The sequence below is a fragment of the Streptomyces sp. NPDC026659 genome, from assembly GCF_040638245.1.
Classification (GTDB): Bacteria; Actinomycetota; Actinomycetes; order Streptomycetales; family Streptomycetaceae; genus Streptomyces.
Map to the genome: position 1 here is coordinate 331,457 of NZ_JBEZXY010000006.1, position 18,058 is coordinate 349,514.

General features: G+C 71.5%; 17 protein-coding genes. 16 read left to right on the plus strand and 1 reads right to left on the minus strand.

The window, feature by feature from the left end:
* Positions 1–175: 175 nt before the first annotated feature.
* The 7 genes from aroC (at position 176) to nusB (ending at position 6,475) form a co-directional block, all read left to right on the plus strand.
* Positions 176–1,360, plus strand: a complete 1,185-nt coding sequence (gene aroC / locus AB0E91_RS17910; protein ID WP_361782155.1) for a chorismate synthase — start codon at positions 176–178, stop codon at positions 1,358–1,360.
* Positions 1,357–1,875, plus strand: coding sequence for a shikimate kinase (locus tag AB0E91_RS17915; RefSeq protein ID WP_361782158.1), 519 nt, complete (start codon positions 1,357–1,359; stop codon positions 1,873–1,875). The genes aroC and AB0E91_RS17915 overlap by 4 nt, the downstream gene beginning before the upstream one ends.
* Positions 1,872–2,963 carry a 3-dehydroquinate synthase gene (gene aroB / locus AB0E91_RS17920; RefSeq protein ID WP_361782161.1) on the plus strand — a complete coding sequence of 364 codons (1,092 nt, stop codon included), beginning with the start codon at positions 1,872–1,874 and terminating at the stop codon, positions 2,961–2,963. The genes AB0E91_RS17915 and aroB overlap by 4 nt, the downstream gene beginning before the upstream one ends.
* Before the next feature lie 178 nt (positions 2,964–3,141).
* Positions 3,142–4,005 (plus strand): Pro-rich N-terminal domain-containing protein, encoded by an 864-nt coding sequence (locus tag AB0E91_RS17925; RefSeq protein WP_361782164.1) that lies wholly within the window; start codon positions 3,142–3,144, stop codon positions 4,003–4,005.
* 310 nt (positions 4,006–4,315) lie between these two features.
* A complete protein-coding gene (locus AB0E91_RS17930; RefSeq protein WP_361782167.1) occupies positions 4,316–5,422 on the plus strand; it encodes an aminopeptidase P family protein in 1,107 nt (368 codons plus the stop codon).
* Between the two features lie 49 nt (positions 5,423–5,471).
* On the plus strand, positions 5,472–6,038 hold the full coding sequence (gene efp / locus AB0E91_RS17935; RefSeq protein ID WP_161178545.1) for an elongation factor P: 567 nt from the start codon (positions 5,472–5,474) through the stop codon (positions 6,036–6,038).
* 2 nt (positions 6,039–6,040) lie between these two features.
* Positions 6,041–6,475 carry a transcription antitermination factor NusB gene (gene nusB / locus AB0E91_RS17940; protein ID WP_361782171.1) on the plus strand — a complete coding sequence of 145 codons (435 nt, stop codon included), beginning with the start codon at positions 6,041–6,043 and terminating at the stop codon, positions 6,473–6,475.
* Between the two features lie 179 nt (positions 6,476–6,654).
* On the opposite strand, the gene bldD is transcribed toward nusB, so the two are convergent.
* On the minus strand, positions 6,655–7,155 hold the full coding sequence (gene bldD, locus AB0E91_RS17945) for a transcriptional regulator BldD (RefSeq protein WP_018549006.1): 501 nt from the start codon (positions 7,153–7,155) through the stop codon (positions 6,655–6,657).
* 253 nt (positions 7,156–7,408) lie between these two features.
* On the opposite strand from bldD, the gene pyrR reads away from it, so the two are divergent.
* The 9 genes from pyrR to AB0E91_RS17990 all read left to right on the plus strand — a co-directional run bounded on the left by pyrR (position 7,409) and on the right by AB0E91_RS17990 (position 18,027).
* Positions 7,409–7,978, plus strand: a complete 570-nt coding sequence (gene pyrR / locus AB0E91_RS17950; protein WP_361782175.1) for a bifunctional pyr operon transcriptional regulator/uracil phosphoribosyltransferase PyrR — start codon at positions 7,409–7,411, stop codon at positions 7,976–7,978.
* 93 nt (positions 7,979–8,071) lie between these two features.
* On the plus strand, positions 8,072–9,064 hold the full coding sequence (locus tag AB0E91_RS17955) for an aspartate carbamoyltransferase catalytic subunit (protein ID WP_161178548.1): 993 nt from the start codon (positions 8,072–8,074) through the stop codon (positions 9,062–9,064).
* A gap of 5 nt (positions 9,065–9,069) precedes the next feature.
* Complete coding sequence (locus AB0E91_RS17960) at positions 9,070–10,356, plus strand: dihydroorotase (protein ID WP_361782180.1); 1,287 nt, start codon at positions 9,070–9,072, stop codon at positions 10,354–10,356.
* Positions 10,353–10,937: a hypothetical protein gene (locus AB0E91_RS17965; protein WP_361782183.1), complete on the plus strand. Its 585-nt coding sequence runs from the start codon at positions 10,353–10,355 to the stop codon at positions 10,935–10,937. The genes AB0E91_RS17960 and AB0E91_RS17965 overlap by 4 nt, the downstream gene beginning before the upstream one ends.
* Positions 10,934–12,091, plus strand: coding sequence for a glutamine-hydrolyzing carbamoyl-phosphate synthase small subunit (gene carA / locus AB0E91_RS17970; RefSeq protein WP_361782186.1), 1,158 nt, complete (start codon positions 10,934–10,936; stop codon positions 12,089–12,091). Before AB0E91_RS17965 ends, carA begins: the two co-directional genes overlap by 4 nt.
* Positions 12,084–15,392 (plus strand): carbamoyl-phosphate synthase large subunit, encoded by a 3,309-nt coding sequence (gene carB / locus AB0E91_RS17975; RefSeq protein WP_361782189.1) that lies wholly within the window; start codon positions 12,084–12,086, stop codon positions 15,390–15,392. The genes carA and carB overlap by 8 nt, the downstream gene beginning before the upstream one ends.
* Before the next feature lie 75 nt (positions 15,393–15,467).
* Positions 15,468–16,574 (plus strand): quinone-dependent dihydroorotate dehydrogenase, encoded by a 1,107-nt coding sequence (locus AB0E91_RS17980; protein ID WP_361782192.1) that lies wholly within the window; start codon positions 15,468–15,470, stop codon positions 16,572–16,574.
* Positions 16,571–17,413 carry an orotidine-5'-phosphate decarboxylase gene (gene pyrF / locus AB0E91_RS17985; protein WP_361782195.1) on the plus strand — a complete coding sequence of 281 codons (843 nt, stop codon included), beginning with the start codon at positions 16,571–16,573 and terminating at the stop codon, positions 17,411–17,413. The genes AB0E91_RS17980 and pyrF overlap by 4 nt, the downstream gene beginning before the upstream one ends.
* Before the next feature lie 290 nt (positions 17,414–17,703).
* Positions 17,704–18,027: an integration host factor gene (locus AB0E91_RS17990; RefSeq protein WP_003977346.1), complete on the plus strand. Its 324-nt coding sequence runs from the start codon at positions 17,704–17,706 to the stop codon at positions 18,025–18,027.
* The last annotated feature ends 31 nt before the right edge of the window (positions 18,028–18,058 follow it).

The window sequence follows — 18,058 nt, forward strand, 5'->3', positions numbered from 1 at the left end:
CCCCCGCTCCCACGCCCCGCGCCGGTCCCGGCATCCGGACCGAGGACCGGATTCGTCCCCCGGCGTGGGAGGATCGGAGGTGGCAGACCGGAATCGCGCACCCGGTCGTGCCGCCGCCGTACGCGCGCATCTGTGTACGCGGCGCAGTACCGGGCGCGAACACTGAGGAGCACCGTTGAGCAGGCTGCGTTGGCTGACCGCGGGGGAGTCCCACGGCCCCGCACTCGTCGCGACGCTGGAGGGACTTCCCGCCGGCGTGCCGATCACCACCGAAATGGTGGCCGATCATCTGGCGCGGCGGCGGCTCGGCTATGGACGCGGCGCGCGGATGAAGTTCGAGCGCGACGAGGTCACCTTCCTGGGCGGTGTCCGGCACGGTCTGACGCTGGGCTCCCCGGTGGCGGTCATGGTGGGCAACACCGAGTGGCCGAAGTGGGAGCAGGTCATGTCGGCCGACCCGGTGGACGAGGAGGTCCTCGCGGGCCTGGCGCGCAACGCGCCGCTGACCCGTCCGCGCCCCGGCCACGCCGACCTCGCGGGCATGCAGAAGTACGGTTTCGACGAGGCCCGGCCGATCCTGGAGCGTGCCTCGGCGCGTGAGACGGCGGCGCGGGTCGCGCTGGGCGCGGTGGCGCGGTCGTACCTGAAGGAGACGGCCGGGATCGAGATCGTCTCCCACGTCGTCGAACTGGCCGCCGCCAAGGCTCCCTACGGCGTCTACCCGACCCCGGCGGACGTGGAGCGGCTGGACGAGGACCCGGTGCGCTGCCTGGACGCGGACGCGTCGAAGGCGATGGTCGCGGAGATCGACCAGGCCCACAAGGACGGCGACACGCTCGGCGGTGTGGTCGAGGTGCTGGCGTACGGCGTGCCGGTCGGCCTCGGCTCGCACGTGCACTGGGACCGCAGGCTGGACGCCCGTCTGGCCGCCGCCCTCATGGGCATCCAGGCGATCAAGGGTGTCGAGGTCGGCGACGGCTTCGACCTGGCGCGGGTGCCGGGTTCGAAGGCGCACGACGAGATCGTCCGGACCGAGGACGGTATCCGCCGGGTCACCGGCCGCTCCGGCGGTACCGAGGGTGGTCTCACCACGGGTGAGCTGCTGCGGGTGCGTGCCGCGATGAAGCCGATCGCGACCGTGCCGCGCGCGCTGAGGACGGTGGACGTCGCCACGGGCGAGGCCACGCAGGCGCACCACCAGCGCTCGGACGTGTGCGCGGTCCCGGCGGCGGGCATCGTGGCGGAGGCCATGGTGGCGCTGGTCCTCGCGGACGCGGTGGCGGAGAAGTTCGGCGGCGACAGCGTGGCCGAGACCCGTCGCAACGTGCAGTCGTACCTCGACAACCTGACGATCGGATGAGCGGCGTGCCGGTCGTGGTCCTGGTCGGCCCGATGGGCGTGGGCAAGTCCACCGTCGGGCGGCTGCTGGCCGAGCGGCTGGACGCGGCCTTCCGGGACACCGACGACGACATCGTGACCGAGCAGGGCCGCGCGATCGCGGACATCTTCGTGGACGACGGCGAGGAGGTCTTCCGCGCGCTGGAGAAGCGCGCGGTGGCCGCCGCCGTCGCCGGGCACGAGGGTGTCCTCGCCCTCGGCGGCGGCGCGGTCCTGGACATGGACACGCGGGCGCTGCTGGCCGGGCAGCGGGTCGTCTATCTCTCGATGGACGTCGAGGAGGCCGTGCGCCGCACCGGTCTGAACGCGGCGCGCCCGCTGCTCGCGGTCAACCCGCGCAAGCAGTGGCGGGGGCTGATGGAGGCCCGCCGCCATCTGTACGAGGAGGTCGCCACGGTGGTCGTGGCGACGGACGGGCGCGGCCCCGACGAGGTCGCCCAGGCCGTCCTGGACGCACTGGAGTTGAAGGAAGCATGAGCGAGGCAGTCACCCGCGTCCAGGTCGCCGGGACGGCCGGCACCGACCCCTACGAGGTCCTCGTCGGCCGCCAACTCCTGGGCGAGCTGGGCGGGTTGATCGGCGGCAAGGCCAAGCGGGTCGCGGTGATCCACCCCGAGGCGCTCGCGGAGACCGGGGACGCACTGCGCGCCGACCTGGCCGGGCAGGGCTTCGAGGCCGTCGCCATCCAGGTGCCCAACGCCGAGGAGGCCAAGACCGCCGAGGTCGCCGCCTACTGCTGGAAGGCGCTCGGCCAGTCCGGGTTCACCCGCTCCGACGTCATCGTGGGCGTCGGCGGCGGTGCCACCACCGACCTGGCCGGATTCGTCGCGGCGACCTGGCTGCGCGGGGTCCGCTGGATCGCGATCCCCACCACCGTGCTCGCCATGGTGGACGCGGCGGTCGGCGGCAAGACCGGCATCAACACCGCCGAGGGCAAGAACCTCGTCGGCGCCTTCCACCCCCCGGCCGGTGTGCTGTGCGACCTGGCCGCGCTGGACTCCCTCCCGGTCCACGACTACGTCTCCGGGCTCGCCGAGGTCATCAAGGCCGGCTTCATCGCCGACCCGGTGATCCTCGACCTGATCGAGTCCGACCCGCAGGCCGCCCGCACCCCGGCGGGCCCGCACACCGCCGAGCTGATCGAGCGTTCCATCCGGGTCAAGGCCGACGTCGTCTCCTCCGACCTCAAGGAGGAGGGCCGCCGGGAGATCCTCAACTACGGTCACACGCTCGGCCACGCCATCGAGAAGAACGAGCGGTACAAGTGGCGGCACGGCGCGGCCGTCGCCGTCGGCATGCACTTCGCCGCCGAACTCGGCCGCCTGGCGGGCCGGTTGGACGACGCCACCGCCGACCGTCACCGCGCGGTCCTGGAGTCCGTCGGTCTTCCGCTGCACTACCGCTACGACCAGTGGCCCAAGCTGGTGGAGGCGATGAAGGTCGACAAGAAGTCCCGGGGCGACCTGCTCCGCTTCATTGTCCTGGACGGCCTCGGCCGCCCCACCGTCCTGGAGGGACCGGACCCCGCCGTCCTCCTCGCCGCCTACGGCGAAGTGGGCCAGTAACTCCCGACACCGCCCCGTCTGCCCGATTCCCTTGACGGGCCCGGGACTTGCCGCCGCCCCCGGCCGTTTCACCAAACGACGGCCGGGGGCGGTACGGTTCGCTACAGTGCGGGCTTCGTACCCGCCTTCCGGCGCTGAACGCGTGTACGAGCGCGTGTACGAGATGGAGTGGCAACGGATGCAGCACGCAGTGGGATCTCCGCTGCCGCCGCCCCACCCACCGGGGCAGGGACCGCAGACCGGCTGGGGACCGGCCGCCCACCATCCGGGTCCGCCCCCGGCGGCACCCCAGGGCCCCCCGCCCGGCTATCCCGCAGCGGGCGCCCCCATACCCCCGGGCGCCATGCCGCCCGTACCGCCGCCCCCGCCCGCGCCGCCCGTCGCCGGGACGTACGGACCACACGGCTCCGAGGCCACCGGCCATGTGCCGCTGCCGCCCGGCGCGCCCTTCGGGGCGCCGCCCGCCGCCGCCCCCGACCCCTCGGCCACCACCCTCGCCGTGCTGCTCATCGGCCCGGCGGGCGCGGGCAAGACCAGCGTGGCCAAGTACTGGGCGGACCACCGCCGGGTGCCCACCGCCCACATCAGCCTCGACGACGTGCGCGAGTGGGTGCGCTCGGGCTTCGCCGACCCCCAGACCGGCTGGAACGACAACTCCGAGGCGCAGTACCGCCTGGCCCGCCGCACCTGCGGCTTCGCCGCCCGCAACTTCCTCGCCAACGGGATCTCCTGCATCCTCGACGACGCGGTCTTCCCCGACCGGCCCGTGGTCGGCCTCGGCGGCTGGAAACGGCACGTCGGCCCCGGCCTGCTCCCCGTCGTCATCCTCCCCGGCCTCGACATCGTCCTGGAGCGCAACGCCGAACGCTCCGGCAACCGCCGCCTCACCGACGAGGAGGTCGCCCGCATCCATGGCCGCATGGCCGGCTGGTACGGCTCCGGCCTCCCGATCATCGACAACTCCCAACTGGACGTCCCCGGCACCGCCCGCGTCCTGGACGAGGTCCTGACCCGGGCGATCGCGAGCCCGCCGAGCTGGTAGCGGGAGGGGCCACGCCGCTCAACCGGTGGCCGCCGACGCCACGGCAGCCCCGCCCCGCACCCCTGGCGGGAGGCCGGGTGCCGGCCGCGCGCTCGCCGGAGGTCCCCGCCCGGACGACGGGGCGGGACGACCACCGCGACGGCCGGGGCTCCCCGCGCCCCGGCCGGGAGGCCGGGCGTTCACCGCGAACCGCCGGGGGCTCCCCGTGCCCCGGCCGGGCGGCCCGGTGTTTGCCGCGGAACCGCCGGAGGCCACCCCACTCGGACCCCGCCGAACGGCGAGAGCCGGGGAGAACTCCTACGCTCGTCTCATGTCAGAGGTGTACGCGACCCGCCGATCCCGGCTGAGGGATCGCTGCAACGCGGCCGGTACCGCGGCAGCGCTCATCTCCCGCCCCGCCAATGTGCGCTACCTGGCGGGAGCGGCGCCCCAGGGGGCGGTCCTGCTGCTCGGCAGGCGCGAGGACCAGCTCGTGTGTCCCGTCCCGCCGGAGGACCGGCCGGGGGAGGGGCGCCCCGACGAGGCCCTGGCCCTGCACGTGCTGCCCTCGGCCGGGGGCGACCCCGCCGTGGCCGCCGCCGGGCTCGCCGGCGGAGAGGGCACCGACGCCCTGGCCGTGGAGGAGCACCACCTCACCGTCGCCCGGTACCGCGCCCTCGGCTCGGTCGCGCCCGGGCTGCGCCTCGCGGACCTGGGAACCGCCGTGGAGCAGCTGAGGGTGGTCAAGGGCGAGGAGGAGATCTCCTGTCTGCGGATCGGCGCGGAGATCGCCGACCAGGCCCTGGGCGAGCTGCTCGAGTCCATCCTGGTCGGCCGCACCGAACGGCACCTCGCCCTGGAGCTGGAGCGGCGCCTGGTCGACCACGGCGCCGAGGGGCCCGCCTTCCCCACCTCCGTGGCGACCGGACCCAACTCCGGCCGCTGCGGACACCGGCCCACCGACCGGCGGGTGGAGGAGGGCGACTTCCTCTCCGTCTGCCTCGGCGCGACCTATCGCGGCTACCGCTGCGAGATCGGCCGCACCTTCGTCATCGGCACCTCTCCCGCCGACTGGCAGGTCGAGCTGTACGACCTCGTGTTCGCCGCCCAACGGGCCGGGCGCGAGGCCCTGGTGCCCGGCGCCGCCTACCGCGATGTGGACCACGCGGCCCGCCAGGTACTGGACTCCGCGGGGTACGCGGACGCCCTGCCGCCGGTCACCGGGCACGGGGTCGGACTCGAAATCGACGAGGACCCGCAGCTCGCCCCTTCAGCCATGGGTAAACTGGACGCTTGCGTGCCGGTCACCGTCGAACCCGGGGTTCACCTCCCGGGCCGGGGCGGCGTCCGGATCGATGACACGCTCGTCGTGCGCCCAGAGGCGGACGGCGGACCAGAGCTACTCACCATCACGACCAAGGAGCTGCTCGCGCTTTAACGGTGCGTGCCCCGGGGTCGTCCACGTCAGTCCAGGAGATTCCGCAACCGTGGCTTCCACGAACGACCTCAAGAACGGCATGGTGCTCAAGCTCGATGGCGGCCAGCTGTGGTCCGTCGTCGAGTTCCAGCACGTCAAGCCCGGCAAGGGCCCGGCCTTCGTGCGCACCAAGCTGAAGAACGTGCTGTCCGGCAAGGTGGTCGACAAGACCTTCAACGCCGGCGTCAAGGTCGAGACCGCCACTGTCGACAAGAGCGACATGCAGTTCTCGTACATGGACGGCGAGTACTTCGTCTTCATGGACATGGAGACCTACGACCAGCTGCACATCGACCGGAAGACCGTCGGCGACGCCGCCAACTTCCTGATCGAGGGCTTCGAGGCCACCGTCGCCCGCCATGAGGGCGAGGTGCTCTACGTCGAGCTGCCGGCCGCCGTCGAGCTCGTCATCCAGGAGACCGAGCCGGGTGTCCAGGGCGACCGCTCCACCGGTGGCACCAAGCCCGCCACGCTGGAGACCGGCCACCAGATCCAGGTCCCGCTGTTCATCACGACCGGCGAGAAGATCAAGGTCGACACCCGCACCAGCGACTACCTCGGCCGGGTGAACAGCTAACCGTGGCTGCCCGCAACACGGCCCGCAAGCGCGCGTTCCAGATCCTCTTCGAGGGCGACCAGCGCGGCGCCGACGTACTCACGGTCCTCGCGGACTGGGTCCGGCTCTCCCGGTCCGACACCCGGCAGCCGCCGGTCAGCGAGTACACGATGCAGCTGGTCGAGGGTTACGCGGACCACGCGTCGCGCATCGACGAGCTGATCTCCCAGTACGCGGTCGGCTGGACGCTGGACCGGATGCCGGTCGTCGACCGCAACCTGCTGCGGCTCGGCACGTACGAGCTGATCTGGGTGGACGAGACGCCCGACGCGGTCGTTCTGGACGAGATGGTGCAGCTTGCCAAGGAGTTCTCGACGGACGAGTCGCCGGCGTTCGTGAACGGCCTGCTGGGCCGCTTCAAGGAGCTGAAGCCGAGCCTGCGGCGCGATCAGCCGTAAACAGCGCCGTTGGGGCGTGGGTGGATTTTTGTGTGCCGGTCCGTTGTGGCTGGTCGCGCAGTTCCCCGCGCCCCTTTGGTGTTTCCGCTCGCGTATGCCGAAAAAACCGCCGGGGTGGCAGGGACACAACTCTCCCTGCCACCCCGGCGGCACGTTTCTGCTCAATGCGCGTAAAGCGGTCAGCTGTCCTCGTGGGCGACCGCGCGGCGCGCGTCCGCGTCCAGGACGCCCCAGCTGATGAGCTGCTCGGTCAGGACCGAGGGGGACTGGTCGTAGATGACGGCGAGGGTGCGCAGGTCGTCCTGGCGGATCGAGAGCACCTTGCCGTTGTAGTCGCCGCGCTGGGACTGGATCGTCGCCGCGTAGCGCTGGAGGGGGCCCGCCTTCTCGGCCGGCACCGTGGCCAGCCGCTCCAGGTCCAGGACGAGCTTCGGCGGCGGCTCGGCGGCCCCGCCCGGCGTGGTGCCCGGCAGCAGCTCCTGCACCGGAACGCCATAGAAATCGGCCAGCTCGGCCAGGCGCTGCACGGTCACGGCACGGTCGCCGCGCTCGTACGAACCGACCACCACGGCCTTCCAGCGCCCCTGGGACTTCTCCTCGACACCGTGGAGGGAAAGGCCCTGCTGGGTGCGGATGGCCCGGAGCTTGGCCCCGAGCTGTTTGGCGTATTCGCTGGACATATAGCTCCCCGGACACTGTGTCGACGCGGCCGACGGGGGTGCCCGCCGCGCGGCTGGTAACTCACTGTGAGGTTACGCAGCGTGATTCTTCTGCGTCAAGCCGAATGGTCCACACCGACTCTTCCGTGGTAGTGGCCGCCCGCTGACCCGAACGGGTGAAACAGGCGCTCCGGAGGACCTGCTAGGGTGGATGGCGCAAATCCGACGTCCTTTAACGTCCGTCCTGTGAGGCGGAGAAGGGGGTCCGTTTCGTATGGACACGCACACGCAGAATCCCGCGTCCGATGCCCGGCCTGTTCTCGAGGGTCCCGACATCGCACGCGTCCTGACCCGTATCGCCCACGAGGTCGTCGAACGCGCCAAGGGCGCCGACGACGTGGTGCTCCTCGGTATCCCGACCCGGGGCGTCTTCCTCGCCCAGCGGCTCGGCGTCAAGCTGGAGCAGATCACCGGACGCAAGGTCCCGGTCGGCTCGCTCGACATCACCATGTACCGCGACGACCTGCGGATGCACCCGCCGCGCGCGCTCGCCCGCACCGAGATCCCCGGTGACGGTGTCGACGGCCGCCTGGTCGTGCTCGTGGACGACGTGCTCTTCTCCGGCCGCACCATCCGCGCCGCCCTCGACGCCCTGAACGACATCGGGCGCCCCCGCGCGGTCCAGCTCGCGGTCCTCGTCGACCGCGGCCACCGCGAACTGCCCATCCGCGCCGACTACGTCGGCAAGAACCTCCCCACGTCGTTGCGGGAGACGGTCAAGGTCCAGCTCGCCGAGGAGGACGGTCGCGACACCGTGCTGCTCGGTGCCAAGCCCGGCCAGTAGCGAACCGCGGCGCACGGGCTGCTTCGGCATGCCCTCGACGCGCCCCGCTCCGCCCGAATCCTCCCGTTTGAACTGCCTTACGGAGCCTGACAGATGCAGCGTCATCTCATCTCGGCCGCCGACCTCACCCGCGACGACGCCGTCCTGATCCTCGACACCGCCGAGGAGATGGCCCGGGTCGCCGACCGGCCGATCAAGAAACTGCCGACCCTGCGCGGCCGCACGATCTGCAACCTCTTCTTCGAGGACTCGACCCGGACCCGGATCTCCTTCGAGGCCGCCGAGAAGCGCCTCTCCGCCGACGTCATCAACTTCGCGGCCAAGGGGTCGAGCGTCTCCAAGGGCGAGTCCCTCAAGGACACCGCCCAGACGCTGGAGGCGATGGGCGTGGACGCCGTCGTCATCCGGCACAGCGCCTCCGGCGCCCCCTACCGCCTCGCCAACTCCGGCTGGATCGACGCGCCCGTCATCAACGCCGGAGACGGCACCCACCAGCACCCCACCCAGGCCCTGCTCGACGCCTTCACCATGCGCCGCCGGCTGATCGGCCCCGACGCCGGGCTCGGCCAGGACCTCACCGGCAAGCGCGTCACCCTCGTCGGCGACGTCCTGCACAGCCGCGTCGCCCGCTCCAACGTGGACCTGCTGCACACCCTCGGCGCCGACGTCACCCTCGTCGCCCCGCCCACGCTGCTGCCGGTCGGCGTGGAGACCTGGCCCTGCGAGGTGTCGTACGACCTCGACTCCACGCTGCCCAAGTCCGACGCGGTGATGATGCTCCGCGTCCAGCGCGAGCGCATGAACGCCGCCTTCTTCCCCACCGAGCGCGAGTACTCCCGCCGCTACGGCCTCGACGGCGACCGCATGGCGCGGATGCCGGAGCACGCGATCGTGATGCACCCCGGCCCGATGGTCCGGGGCATGGAGATCACCGCCGAGGTCGCCGACTCCGACCGCTGCACGGTCGTCGAGCAGGTCGCCAACGGTGTCTCCATCCGCATGGCCGTCCTCTACCTGCTGCTCGGCGGCAACGAGCCCGCCACCACCCAGCCCGCCACCACCCACCTTCGTACCGAGGAGAAGTAAGAACCATGAGCAAGATCCTGATCCGTGGTGCGAAGGTGCTCGGGGGCGAGCCGCAGGACGTCCTGATCGACGGCGAGACCATCGAGGCGGTCGGTACCGGCCTGTCCGCCGAGGGCGCCGAGGTGATCGAGGCCGACGGCAAGGTGCTGCTGCCGGGCCTGGTCGACCTGCACACCCATCTGCGCGAGCCGGGCCGCGAGGACTCCGAGACCGTGCTCACCGGCACCCGCGCCGCCGCGTCCGGCGGCTTCACCTCCGTCTTCGCCATGGCCAACACCTTCCCCGTCGCCGACACCGCCGGTGTGGTGGAGCAGGTCTGGCGGCTCGGCCGGGAGTACGGCTACTGCGACGTGCAGCCCATCGGCGCCGTCACCGTCGGCCTCCAGGGCAAGAAGCTCGCCGAGCTGGGCGCCATGCACGACTCCGCCGCCGGGGTCACCGTCTTCTCCGACGACGGCAAGTGCGTGGACGACGCGGTGATCATGCGCCGCGCCCTGGAGTACGTGAAGGCCTTCGGCGGTGTCGTCGCCCAGCACGCCCAGGAGCCCCGGCTCACCGAGGGCGCCCAGATGAACGAGGGCGTCGTCTCCGCCGAGCTGGGCCTCGGCGGCTGGCCGGCCGTCGCCGAGGAGTCGATCATCGCGCGGGACGTGCTGCTCGCCGAGCACGTCGGCTCCCGCCTGCACATCTGCCACGTCTCCACGGCCGGCTCGGTCGAGATCATCCGCTGGGCCAAGTCCCGCGGCATCCAGGTCACCGCCGAGGTCTGCCCCCACCACCTCCTCCTCACGGAGGAGATGGTGCGCACCTACAACCCGGCCTACAAGGTCAACCCGCCGCTGCGCACCGAGCGCGACGTGCACGCCCTGCGCGCGGGGCTCGCCGACGGCACGATCGACATCGTCGCCACCGACCACGCCCCGCACCCGCACGAGGACAAGGACTGCGAGTGGAGCGCCGCCGCCATGGGCATGGTCGGTTTGGAGACCGCCCTGTCGGTGGTGCAGGAGACCATGGTCGAGACCGGCCTGCTCGACTGGGCCGGGGTCGCGGACCGCATGTCCGCCGCGCCCGCCCGCATCGGCCGCGCCACCGGCCACGGCCGCCCGGTCGCGCCGGGCGAGCCCGCCAACCTCACGCTCGTGGACACCGCCTACCGTGGACAGGTGGACCCCGCGGGCTTCGCCTCGCGCAGCCGCAACACCCCGTACGAGGGCCGCGAGCTGCCGGGCCGTGTCACCCACACCTGGCTCCGGGGCAAGGCCACGCTCATGGACGGGAAGCTCACGTGACATCTGCACCCCTGCTCGCCGCATCGCTCGCCACGGGGCTCGCGGACGAGAAGAAATCCGCCGCGGTGACCGACTGGGGTGCCAGGATCGGCTGGCTCGTCGGACTCGCCCTCTTCATCGCGCTCGTCTACTGGCTGATGCGCGAGGGCTGGAAGTGGCGCGGCACCCTCCAGAGCGACCTGCCGGAGCTGCCCGGCGTGCCGGAGGACCCCGGTACGGCGAGACTGAGCATGAGCGGCCGTTACCACGGTTCCACCACCGCCGGACAGTGGCTGGACCGCATCGTGGCGCACGGCCTGGGCACCCGCAGCCGGGTGGAGCTGACCCTCACCGACGCGGGCCTGGTGGTCGAGCGCCCCGGCGCGAACGACTTCCTCGTGCCCATGGACGCCCTGCGCGGCGCCCGGCTCGACAAGGGCATCGCGGGCAAGGTCCTCACCGAGGGCGGACTGCTCATCGTCACCTGGGCGCACGGCGACAAGCTGATCGACTCCGGCTTCCGCTCCGACCGCGCGGCCGAGCACAACGAGTGGGTCGACACCCTGAACCACCTGATCAACGACACGGAAGGCGCACGATGACGACCTCCACCAGGGGAGCCGCCAAGACTCCCGCCGTACTCGTCCTGGAGGACGGCCGCATCTTCCGCGGCCGCGCCTACGGGGCCGTGGGGGAGACCTTCGGCGAAGCCGTGTTCTCCACCGGCATGACCGGCTACCAGGAGACCCTGACCGACCCCTCGTACGACCGCCAGATCGTCGTCGCGACCGCGCCCCAGATCGGCAACACCGGCTGGAACGACGAGGACGACGAGTCGAGGCGCATCTGGGTCTCCGGCTACGTGGTCCGCGACCCCGCGCGCGTGCCGTCCAACTGGCGTTCCCGGCGCGCCCTGGACGACGAGCTGACCGCCCAGAACGTGGTCGGCATCTCCGGCATCGACACCCGCGCCCTCACCCGCCATCTGCGCGAGCGGGGCTCGATGCGCGCCGGCATCTTCTCCGGCGAGGCCCTCGCCCCCGAGGCCGAGCTGATCGAGCGCGTCCAGGCCCAGCCGCACATGAAGGGCGCGAGCCTCTACGAGGAGGTCGCCACCAAGGAGGCGTACGTCGTCCCGGCGATCGGCGAGAAGAAGTTCACCGTCGCCGCGATCGACCTCGGCATCAAGGGCATGACCCCGCAGCGCATGGCCGAGCGCGGCATAGAGGTGCACGTGCTGCCCGCGACCGCCACGGTCGAGGACGTCTACGCCGTGAACCCCGACGGCGTGTTCTTCTCCAATGGCCCCGGCGACCCGGCCACGGCCGACGGCCCGGTGGCCCTCATGACCGCCGCGCTGGAGCGCAGGACCCCGCTCTTCGGCATCTGCTTCGGCAACCAGATCCTCGGCCGCGCGCTCGGCTTCGGCACCTACAAGCTGAAGTACGGCCACCGGGGCATCAACCAGCCCGTCCAGGACCGCACCACCGGCAAGGTCGAGGTCACCGCGCACAACCACGGCTTCGCCGTCGACGCGCCGCTCGACCAGGTGAGCGACACCAGGTTCGGCCGCGCCGAGGTGTCCCACGTCTGCCTCAACGACAACGTCGTGGAGGGGCTCCAGCTGCTCGACCAGCCCGCCTTCTCCGTCCAGTACCACCCCGAAGCGGCGGCGGGCCCGCACGACGCGGCCTACCTGTTCGACCGCTTCACGTCTTTGATGAGCACCGCTCCGATGGAGGGCCAGCGTGCCTAAGCGCCCCGATATCCAGTCCGTCCTGGTCATCGGCTCCGGCCCGATCGTCATCGGCCAGGCCGCCGAGTTCGACTACTCCGGCACCCAGGCGTGCCGCGTGCTCAAGGCCGAGGGCCTGCGCGTCGTCCTGGTGAACTCCAACCCGGCGACGATCATGACCGACCCGGAGATCGCCGACGCCACCTACGTCGAGCCGATCACGCCCGAGTTCGTCGAGAAGATCATCGCCAAGGAGCGCCCCGACGCCCTCCTGCCCACCCTGGGCGGCCAGACCGCGCTCAACACCGCCATCGCCCTGCACGACAACGGCGTCCTCGAGAAGTACGGCGTCGAACTGATCGGCGCCAAGCCCGAGGCGATCCACAAGGGCGAGGACCGCGACCTGTTCAAGGGCGTCGTGGAGGCCGTCAACGCCAAGATCGGCCACGGCGAGTCCGCCCGCTCGGTCATCTGCCACACCATGGACGACGTCCTCAAGGGCGTCGAGACGCTCGGCGGCTACCCCGTCGTCGTCCGCCCCTCCTTCACCATGGGCGGCGCCGGCTCCGGCTTCGCCCACGACGAGGACGAACTGCGCCGCATCGCCGGCCAGGGCCTCACGCTCTCCCCGACCACCGAGGTGCTCCTGGAGGAGTCCATCCTCGGCTGGAAGGAGTACGAGCTGGAGCTGATGCGCGACAAGAACGACAACGTCGTGGTCGTCTGCTCCATCGAGAACTTCGACCCCATGGGCGTGCACACCGGCGACTCGATCACCGTCGCGCCGTCCATGACGCTGACCGACCGCGAGTACCAGCTGCTGCGCGACATCGGCATCGCGATCATCCGCGAGGTCGGCGTGGACACCGGCGGCTGCAACATCCAGTTCGCGGTCAACCCCGAGGACGGCCGGGTCATCGTCATCGAGATGAACCCGCGCGTCTCGCGGTCCTCCGCGCTCGCCTCCAAGGCGACCGGCTTCCCGATCGCCAAGATCGCCGCCAAGCTGGCCGTCGGCTACACCCTGGACGAGATCCCCAACGACATCACCCAGGAGACCCCGGCCTCCTTCGAGCCCACGCTCGACTACGTCGTCGTCAAGGCCCCCCGGTTCGCCTTCGAGAAGTTCCCGCAGGCCGACTCCACGCTGACCACCACCATGAAGTCGGTCGGCGAGGCCATGGCCATCGGCCGCAACTTCACCGAGGCCTTCCAGAAGGCGCTGCGGTCGCTGGAGAAGAAGGGCAGCCAGTTCACCTTCGTCGGTGACCCCGGCGACAAGGCCGCCCTCCTCGAAGAGGCGGTGCGCCCCACCGACGGCCGCGTCAACACCGTCATGCGGGCCATCCGCGCGGGCGCCACGCCCGAGGAGATCTTCGAGTACACGAAGATCGACCCCTGGTTCGTCGACCAGCTCTTCCTGATCAAGGAAGTCGCCGACGAGCTGGCCGACGCCCCCGAGCTGACCCGCGAACTGCTCGCCGAGGCCAAGCGGCACGGCTTCTCCGACTTCCAGATCGGTGAGATCCGCGGCCTGCGCGAGGACGTCGTCCGCGAGGTCCGGCACGCGCTCGGCGTCCGCCCGGTCTACAAGACGGTCGACACCTGCGCCGCCGAGTTCGCCGCGAAGACGCCGTACTTCTACTCCTCCTACGACGAGGAGACCGAGGTCGCGCCGCGCGAGAAGCCCGCGGTCATCATCCTGGGCTCCGGCCCCAACCGCATCGGCCAGGGCATCGAGTTCGACTACTCCTGCGTCCACGCCTCCTTCGCGCTGTCCGGCGCCGGGTACGAGACCGTCATGGTCAACTGCAACCCGGAGACCGTCTCCACCGACTACGACACCTCCGACCGGCTCTACTTCGAGCCGCTCACCCTGGAGGACGTGCTCGAGATCGTGCACGCCGAGTCCCTCGCGGGCCCGATCGCCGGTGTGGTCGTCCAGCTCGGCGGCCAGACCCCGCTGGGCCTCGCGCAGGCGCTCAAGGACAACGGCGTGCCGGTCGTCGGCACCCCGCCCGAGGCCATCCACGCCGCCGAGGACCGGGGCGCCTTCGGCCGCGTCCTCGCCGAGGCCGGACTGCCCGCGCCCAAGCACGGCACCGCCACCACCTTCGCCGAGGCCAAGGCCATCGCGGACGAGATCGGCTACCCGGTCCTGGTCCGGCCCTCCTACGTCCTCGGCGGACGCGGCATGGAGATCGTCTACGAGGAGGAGCGCCTCGCCTCCTACATCGCCGAGTCCACCGAGATCAGCCCCTCCCGGCCGGTCCTGGTCGACCGCTTCCTGGACGACGCCATCGAGATCGACGTCGACGCCCTCTACGACGGCGAGGAGCTGTACCTCGGCGGCGTCATGGAGCACATCGAGGAGGCCGGCATCCACTCCGGCGACTCGGCGTGCGCCCTGCCCCCGATCACGCTCGGCGGCTTCGACATCAAGCGGCTGCGCGCCTCCACGGAGGCCATCGCGCGCGGGGTGGGCGTCCGCGGTCTGATCAACATCCAGTTCGCCATGGCGGGCGACATCCTCTACGTCCTGGAGGCCAACCCGCGCGCCTCCCGCACGGTGCCCTTCACCTCCAAGGCCACCGCCGTACCGCTGGCCAAGGCCGCCGCCCGCATCTCGCTCGGCGCGACCATCGCCGAGCTGCGTGCCGAGGGCCTGCTCCCGGCGACCGGCGACGGCGGCGAACTCCCGCTGGACGCGCCGATCTCCGTCAAGGAGGCCGTGATGCCCTGGTCCCGCTTCCGGGACATCCAGGGCCGGGGCGTGGACACCGTGCTCGGCCCGGAGATGCGCTCCACCGGCGAGGTCATGGGCATCGACTCCGTCTTCGGCACGGCGTACGCCAAGTCGCAGGCGGGCGCGTACGGCCCGCTGCCCACCAAGGGCCGCGCGTTCATCTCGGTCGCCAACCGCGACAAGCGCTCGATGATCTTCCCGGCCCGCGAGCTGGTCGCCCACGGCTTCGAGCTGATGGCCACCTCCGGCACCGCCGAGGTCCTCAAGCGCAACGGCATCAACGCCACCGTCGTGCGCAAGCAGTCCGAGGGCCCCGGCCCCGACGGCGAGCGGACGATCGTCCAGCTCATCCACGACGGCGAGGTGGACCTCATCGTCAACACCCCGTACGGCACCGGCGGCCGCCTCGACGGCTACGACATCCGTACGGCGGCCGTGGCCCGCTCGGTCCCGTGCCTGACCACCGTCCAGGCGCTCGCCGCCGCCGTCCAGGGCATCGACGCCCTCAACCGCGGCGACGTGGGCGTCCGCTCGCTCCAGGAACACGCCGAACACCTGAACGCGGCCCGCGACTAGCAGCCAGCCCGAGGGGGACACCGGAAACGGTGTCCCCCTCTTCGTGAGGACAGCCGTGTCCTCGTGAGGACAGCCATGTACAAGTTTTTCTTCAACCTCGTCTTCAAGCGCATGGACCCCGAGGAGGCCCACCACCTCGCCTTCCGCTGGATCCGCCTCGCCGCCGCCCTGCCGGTGCTCCGCGTCTTCCTCGCCGCCGCGCTCGCGCCGCGCTACAAGGAACTGCGCACGGAGGCCCTCGGGCTGCGGATGCACGGGCCCTTCGGGCTCGCCGCCGGCTTCGACAAGAACGCCGTCGCGATCGACGGCATGTCGATGCTCGGCTTCGACCACGTCGAGATCGGCACCGTCACCGGCGAGGCCCAGCCCGGCAACCCCAAGAAGCGGCTCTTCCGGCTGGTCGCCGACCGCGCCCTGATCAACCGCATGGGCTTCAACAACGAGGGCTCCGCCGCCGTCGCCGCCCGCCTCGGCGCCCGCAGGCCCGCCTTCCGGACCGTCGTCGGCGTCAACATCGGCAAGACCAAGGTCGTCCCCGAGGATGAGGCCGTCGCCGACTACGTGAAGTCCGCCGAGCGACTCGCCCCGCACGCCGACTACCTGGTCGTCAACGTCTCCTCCCCGAACACCCCCGGCCTGCGCAACCTCCAGGCCACCGAGGCGCTGCGCCCGCTGCTCACCGCCGTGCGCGAGGCCGCCGACCGCGTGGTCGCGGGCCGCCGCGTCCCGCTCCTGGTGAAGATCGCCCCCGACCTCGCCGACGAGGACGTGGACGCCGTGGCCGACCTCGCCGTGGAACTCGGCCTGGACGGCATCATCGCCACCAACACCACCATCGCCCGCGAGGGCCTCGGCCTGCGCTCCGCGCCCGCGCTGGTCAAGGAGACCGGCGGTCTCTCTGGCGCGCCCCTCAAGGCCCGCTCCCTGGAGGTGCTGCGCCGCCTCTACGCGCGCGTGGGCGACCGCATCACCCTGGTCGGCGTCGGCGGCATCGAGACCGCGGAGGACGCCTGGCAGCGCATCCTCGCCGGAGCCACCCTCGTCCAGGGCTACAGCGCCTTCGTCTACGAGGGCCCGTTCTGGTCCCGCGCGATCCACAAGGGCCTGGCCGCCCGCCTGACCAACAGCCCGTACGCCACCCTCGCCGACGCGGTCGGCGCCGACGTGAGGAAGCCCGCATGAGCTCCCTGGAACCCTTCGGCGCCCGGCTGCGCCGCGCCATGGACGAGCGCGGCCCGCTCTGCGTCGGCATCGACCCGCACGCCTCGCTGCTCGCCGAGTGGGGTCTGAACGACGACGTGGCCGGTCTGGAGCGGTTCAGCCGCACGGTCGTCGAGGCGGTCGCCGACCGGGTCGCGGTGATCAAGCCGCAGATGGCGTTCTTCGAGCGCTTCGGCTCGCGCGGTGTCGCCGTCCTGGAACGCGTCGTCCAGGAGACGCGCGCGGCCGGGGCCCTGGTCGTCATGGACGCCAAGCGCGGTGACATCGGCTCGACCATGGCCGGATACGCCGAGGCGTTCCTGCACAAGGACGCCCCGCTGTTCTCCGACGCGCTCACCGTCTCGCCGTACCTCGGCTACGGCTCGCTCGCCCCGGCCGTCGCGCTGGCCCGGGAGACCGGCACCGGCCTGTTCGTGCTCGCCCTGACCTCCAACCCGGAGGGCCCGGAGGTGCAGCACGCGGTCCGCGCGGACGGCCGTACCGTGGCCGCGACCGTGCTCGCGCACCTCGCCGCCGACAACGCGGGCGAGGCGCCGCTCGGCTCCTTCGGCGCGGTCGTCGGCGCCACCGTGGGCGACCTGTCCTCGTACGACCTCGACATCAACGGCCCGCTGCTGGCCCCCGGCGTCGGTGCGCAGGGGGCGACCCCGGCGGACCTGCCCCGGGTCTTCGGCTCCGCCGTGCGCAACGTCGTGCCGAACGTCAGCCGGGGTGTTCTGCGTCACGGTCCCGAGGTCGCGGGGCTGCGGGCGGCCACGGAGCGGTTCGCGGACGAGATCAGGGCCGCTGTCGGCGGCTGACGAGGGCCGTCGCGGACCGGTGCGGAGGCCGTGACGGGCGCCCGAATGCCCGTCACTGGCCCCGCGCGGTGTGAATAGAACGGCGAATCCCGGGCAATATGCCCGAAAAGTCCGGCCTCACGGAGGCTGACCAGGACTTTTCCGCTGTTCTCGCTGACTCTGGCTGAGTTGGCCGCTAGTCTCCGAGCAGAGAAACGGGCAAGCGTGTTGCTCGTACCTCCCCAGGTGTGGGGCGACTAGGTTCCTCACCGGTCCGTATCCGACAGTTCGACATCCGAGGTGACGTAGGCGTGGCTCTTCCGCCCCTTACCCCTGAACAGCGCGCAGCCGCGCTCGAAAAGGCCGCCGCGGCTCGCCGGGAGCGGGCCGAGGTCAAGAATCGACTCAAGCACTCCGGCGCCTCTCTGCACGAGGTCATCAAGCAGGGCCAGGAGAACGACGTCATCGGCAAGATGAAGGTCTCCGCCCTTCTCGAATCCCTGCCTGGCGTGGGCAAGGTCCGTGCCAAGCAGATCATGGAGCGTCTGGGTATCTCCGAAAGCCGCCGCGTGCGCGGCCTCGGTTCCAACCAGATCGCGTCCCTGGAGCGTGAGTTCGGCAGCACCGGGTCCTGAGTCCGGCCTCTGCCGGACCAGGAGTCCCGGG

Excerpts from the sequence above, each read along its gene's own strand:
- AB0E91_RS17915 (WP_361782158.1), top strand. The coding sequence starts at position 1,357 with ATGAGCGGCGTGCCGGTCGTGGTCCTGGTCGGCCCGATGGGCGTGGGC.
- aroB (WP_361782161.1), top strand. The coding sequence starts at position 1,872 with ATGAGCGAGGCAGTCACCCGCGTCCAGGTCGCCGGGACGGCCGGCACC.
- AB0E91_RS17925 (WP_361782164.1), top strand. The coding sequence starts at position 3,142 with ATGCAGCACGCAGTGGGATCTCCGCTGCCGCCGCCCCACCCACCGGGG.
- AB0E91_RS17930 (WP_361782167.1), top strand. The coding sequence starts at position 4,316 with ATGTCAGAGGTGTACGCGACCCGCCGATCCCGGCTGAGGGATCGCTGC.
- bldD (WP_018549006.1), bottom strand. The coding sequence starts at position 7,155 with ATGTCCAGCGAATACGCCAAACAGCTCGGGGCCAAGCTCCGGGCCATC.
- pyrR (WP_361782175.1), top strand. The coding sequence starts at position 7,409 with ATGGACACGCACACGCAGAATCCCGCGTCCGATGCCCGGCCTGTTCTC.
- AB0E91_RS17955 (WP_161178548.1), top strand. The coding sequence starts at position 8,072 with ATGCAGCGTCATCTCATCTCGGCCGCCGACCTCACCCGCGACGACGCC.
- AB0E91_RS17960 (WP_361782180.1), top strand. The coding sequence starts at position 9,070 with ATGAGCAAGATCCTGATCCGTGGTGCGAAGGTGCTCGGGGGCGAGCCG.
- carA (WP_361782186.1), top strand. The coding sequence starts at position 10,934 with ATGACGACCTCCACCAGGGGAGCCGCCAAGACTCCCGCCGTACTCGTC.
- AB0E91_RS17980 (WP_361782192.1), top strand. The coding sequence starts at position 15,468 with ATGTACAAGTTTTTCTTCAACCTCGTCTTCAAGCGCATGGACCCCGAG.
- pyrF (WP_361782195.1), top strand. The coding sequence starts at position 16,571 with ATGAGCTCCCTGGAACCCTTCGGCGCCCGGCTGCGCCGCGCCATGGAC.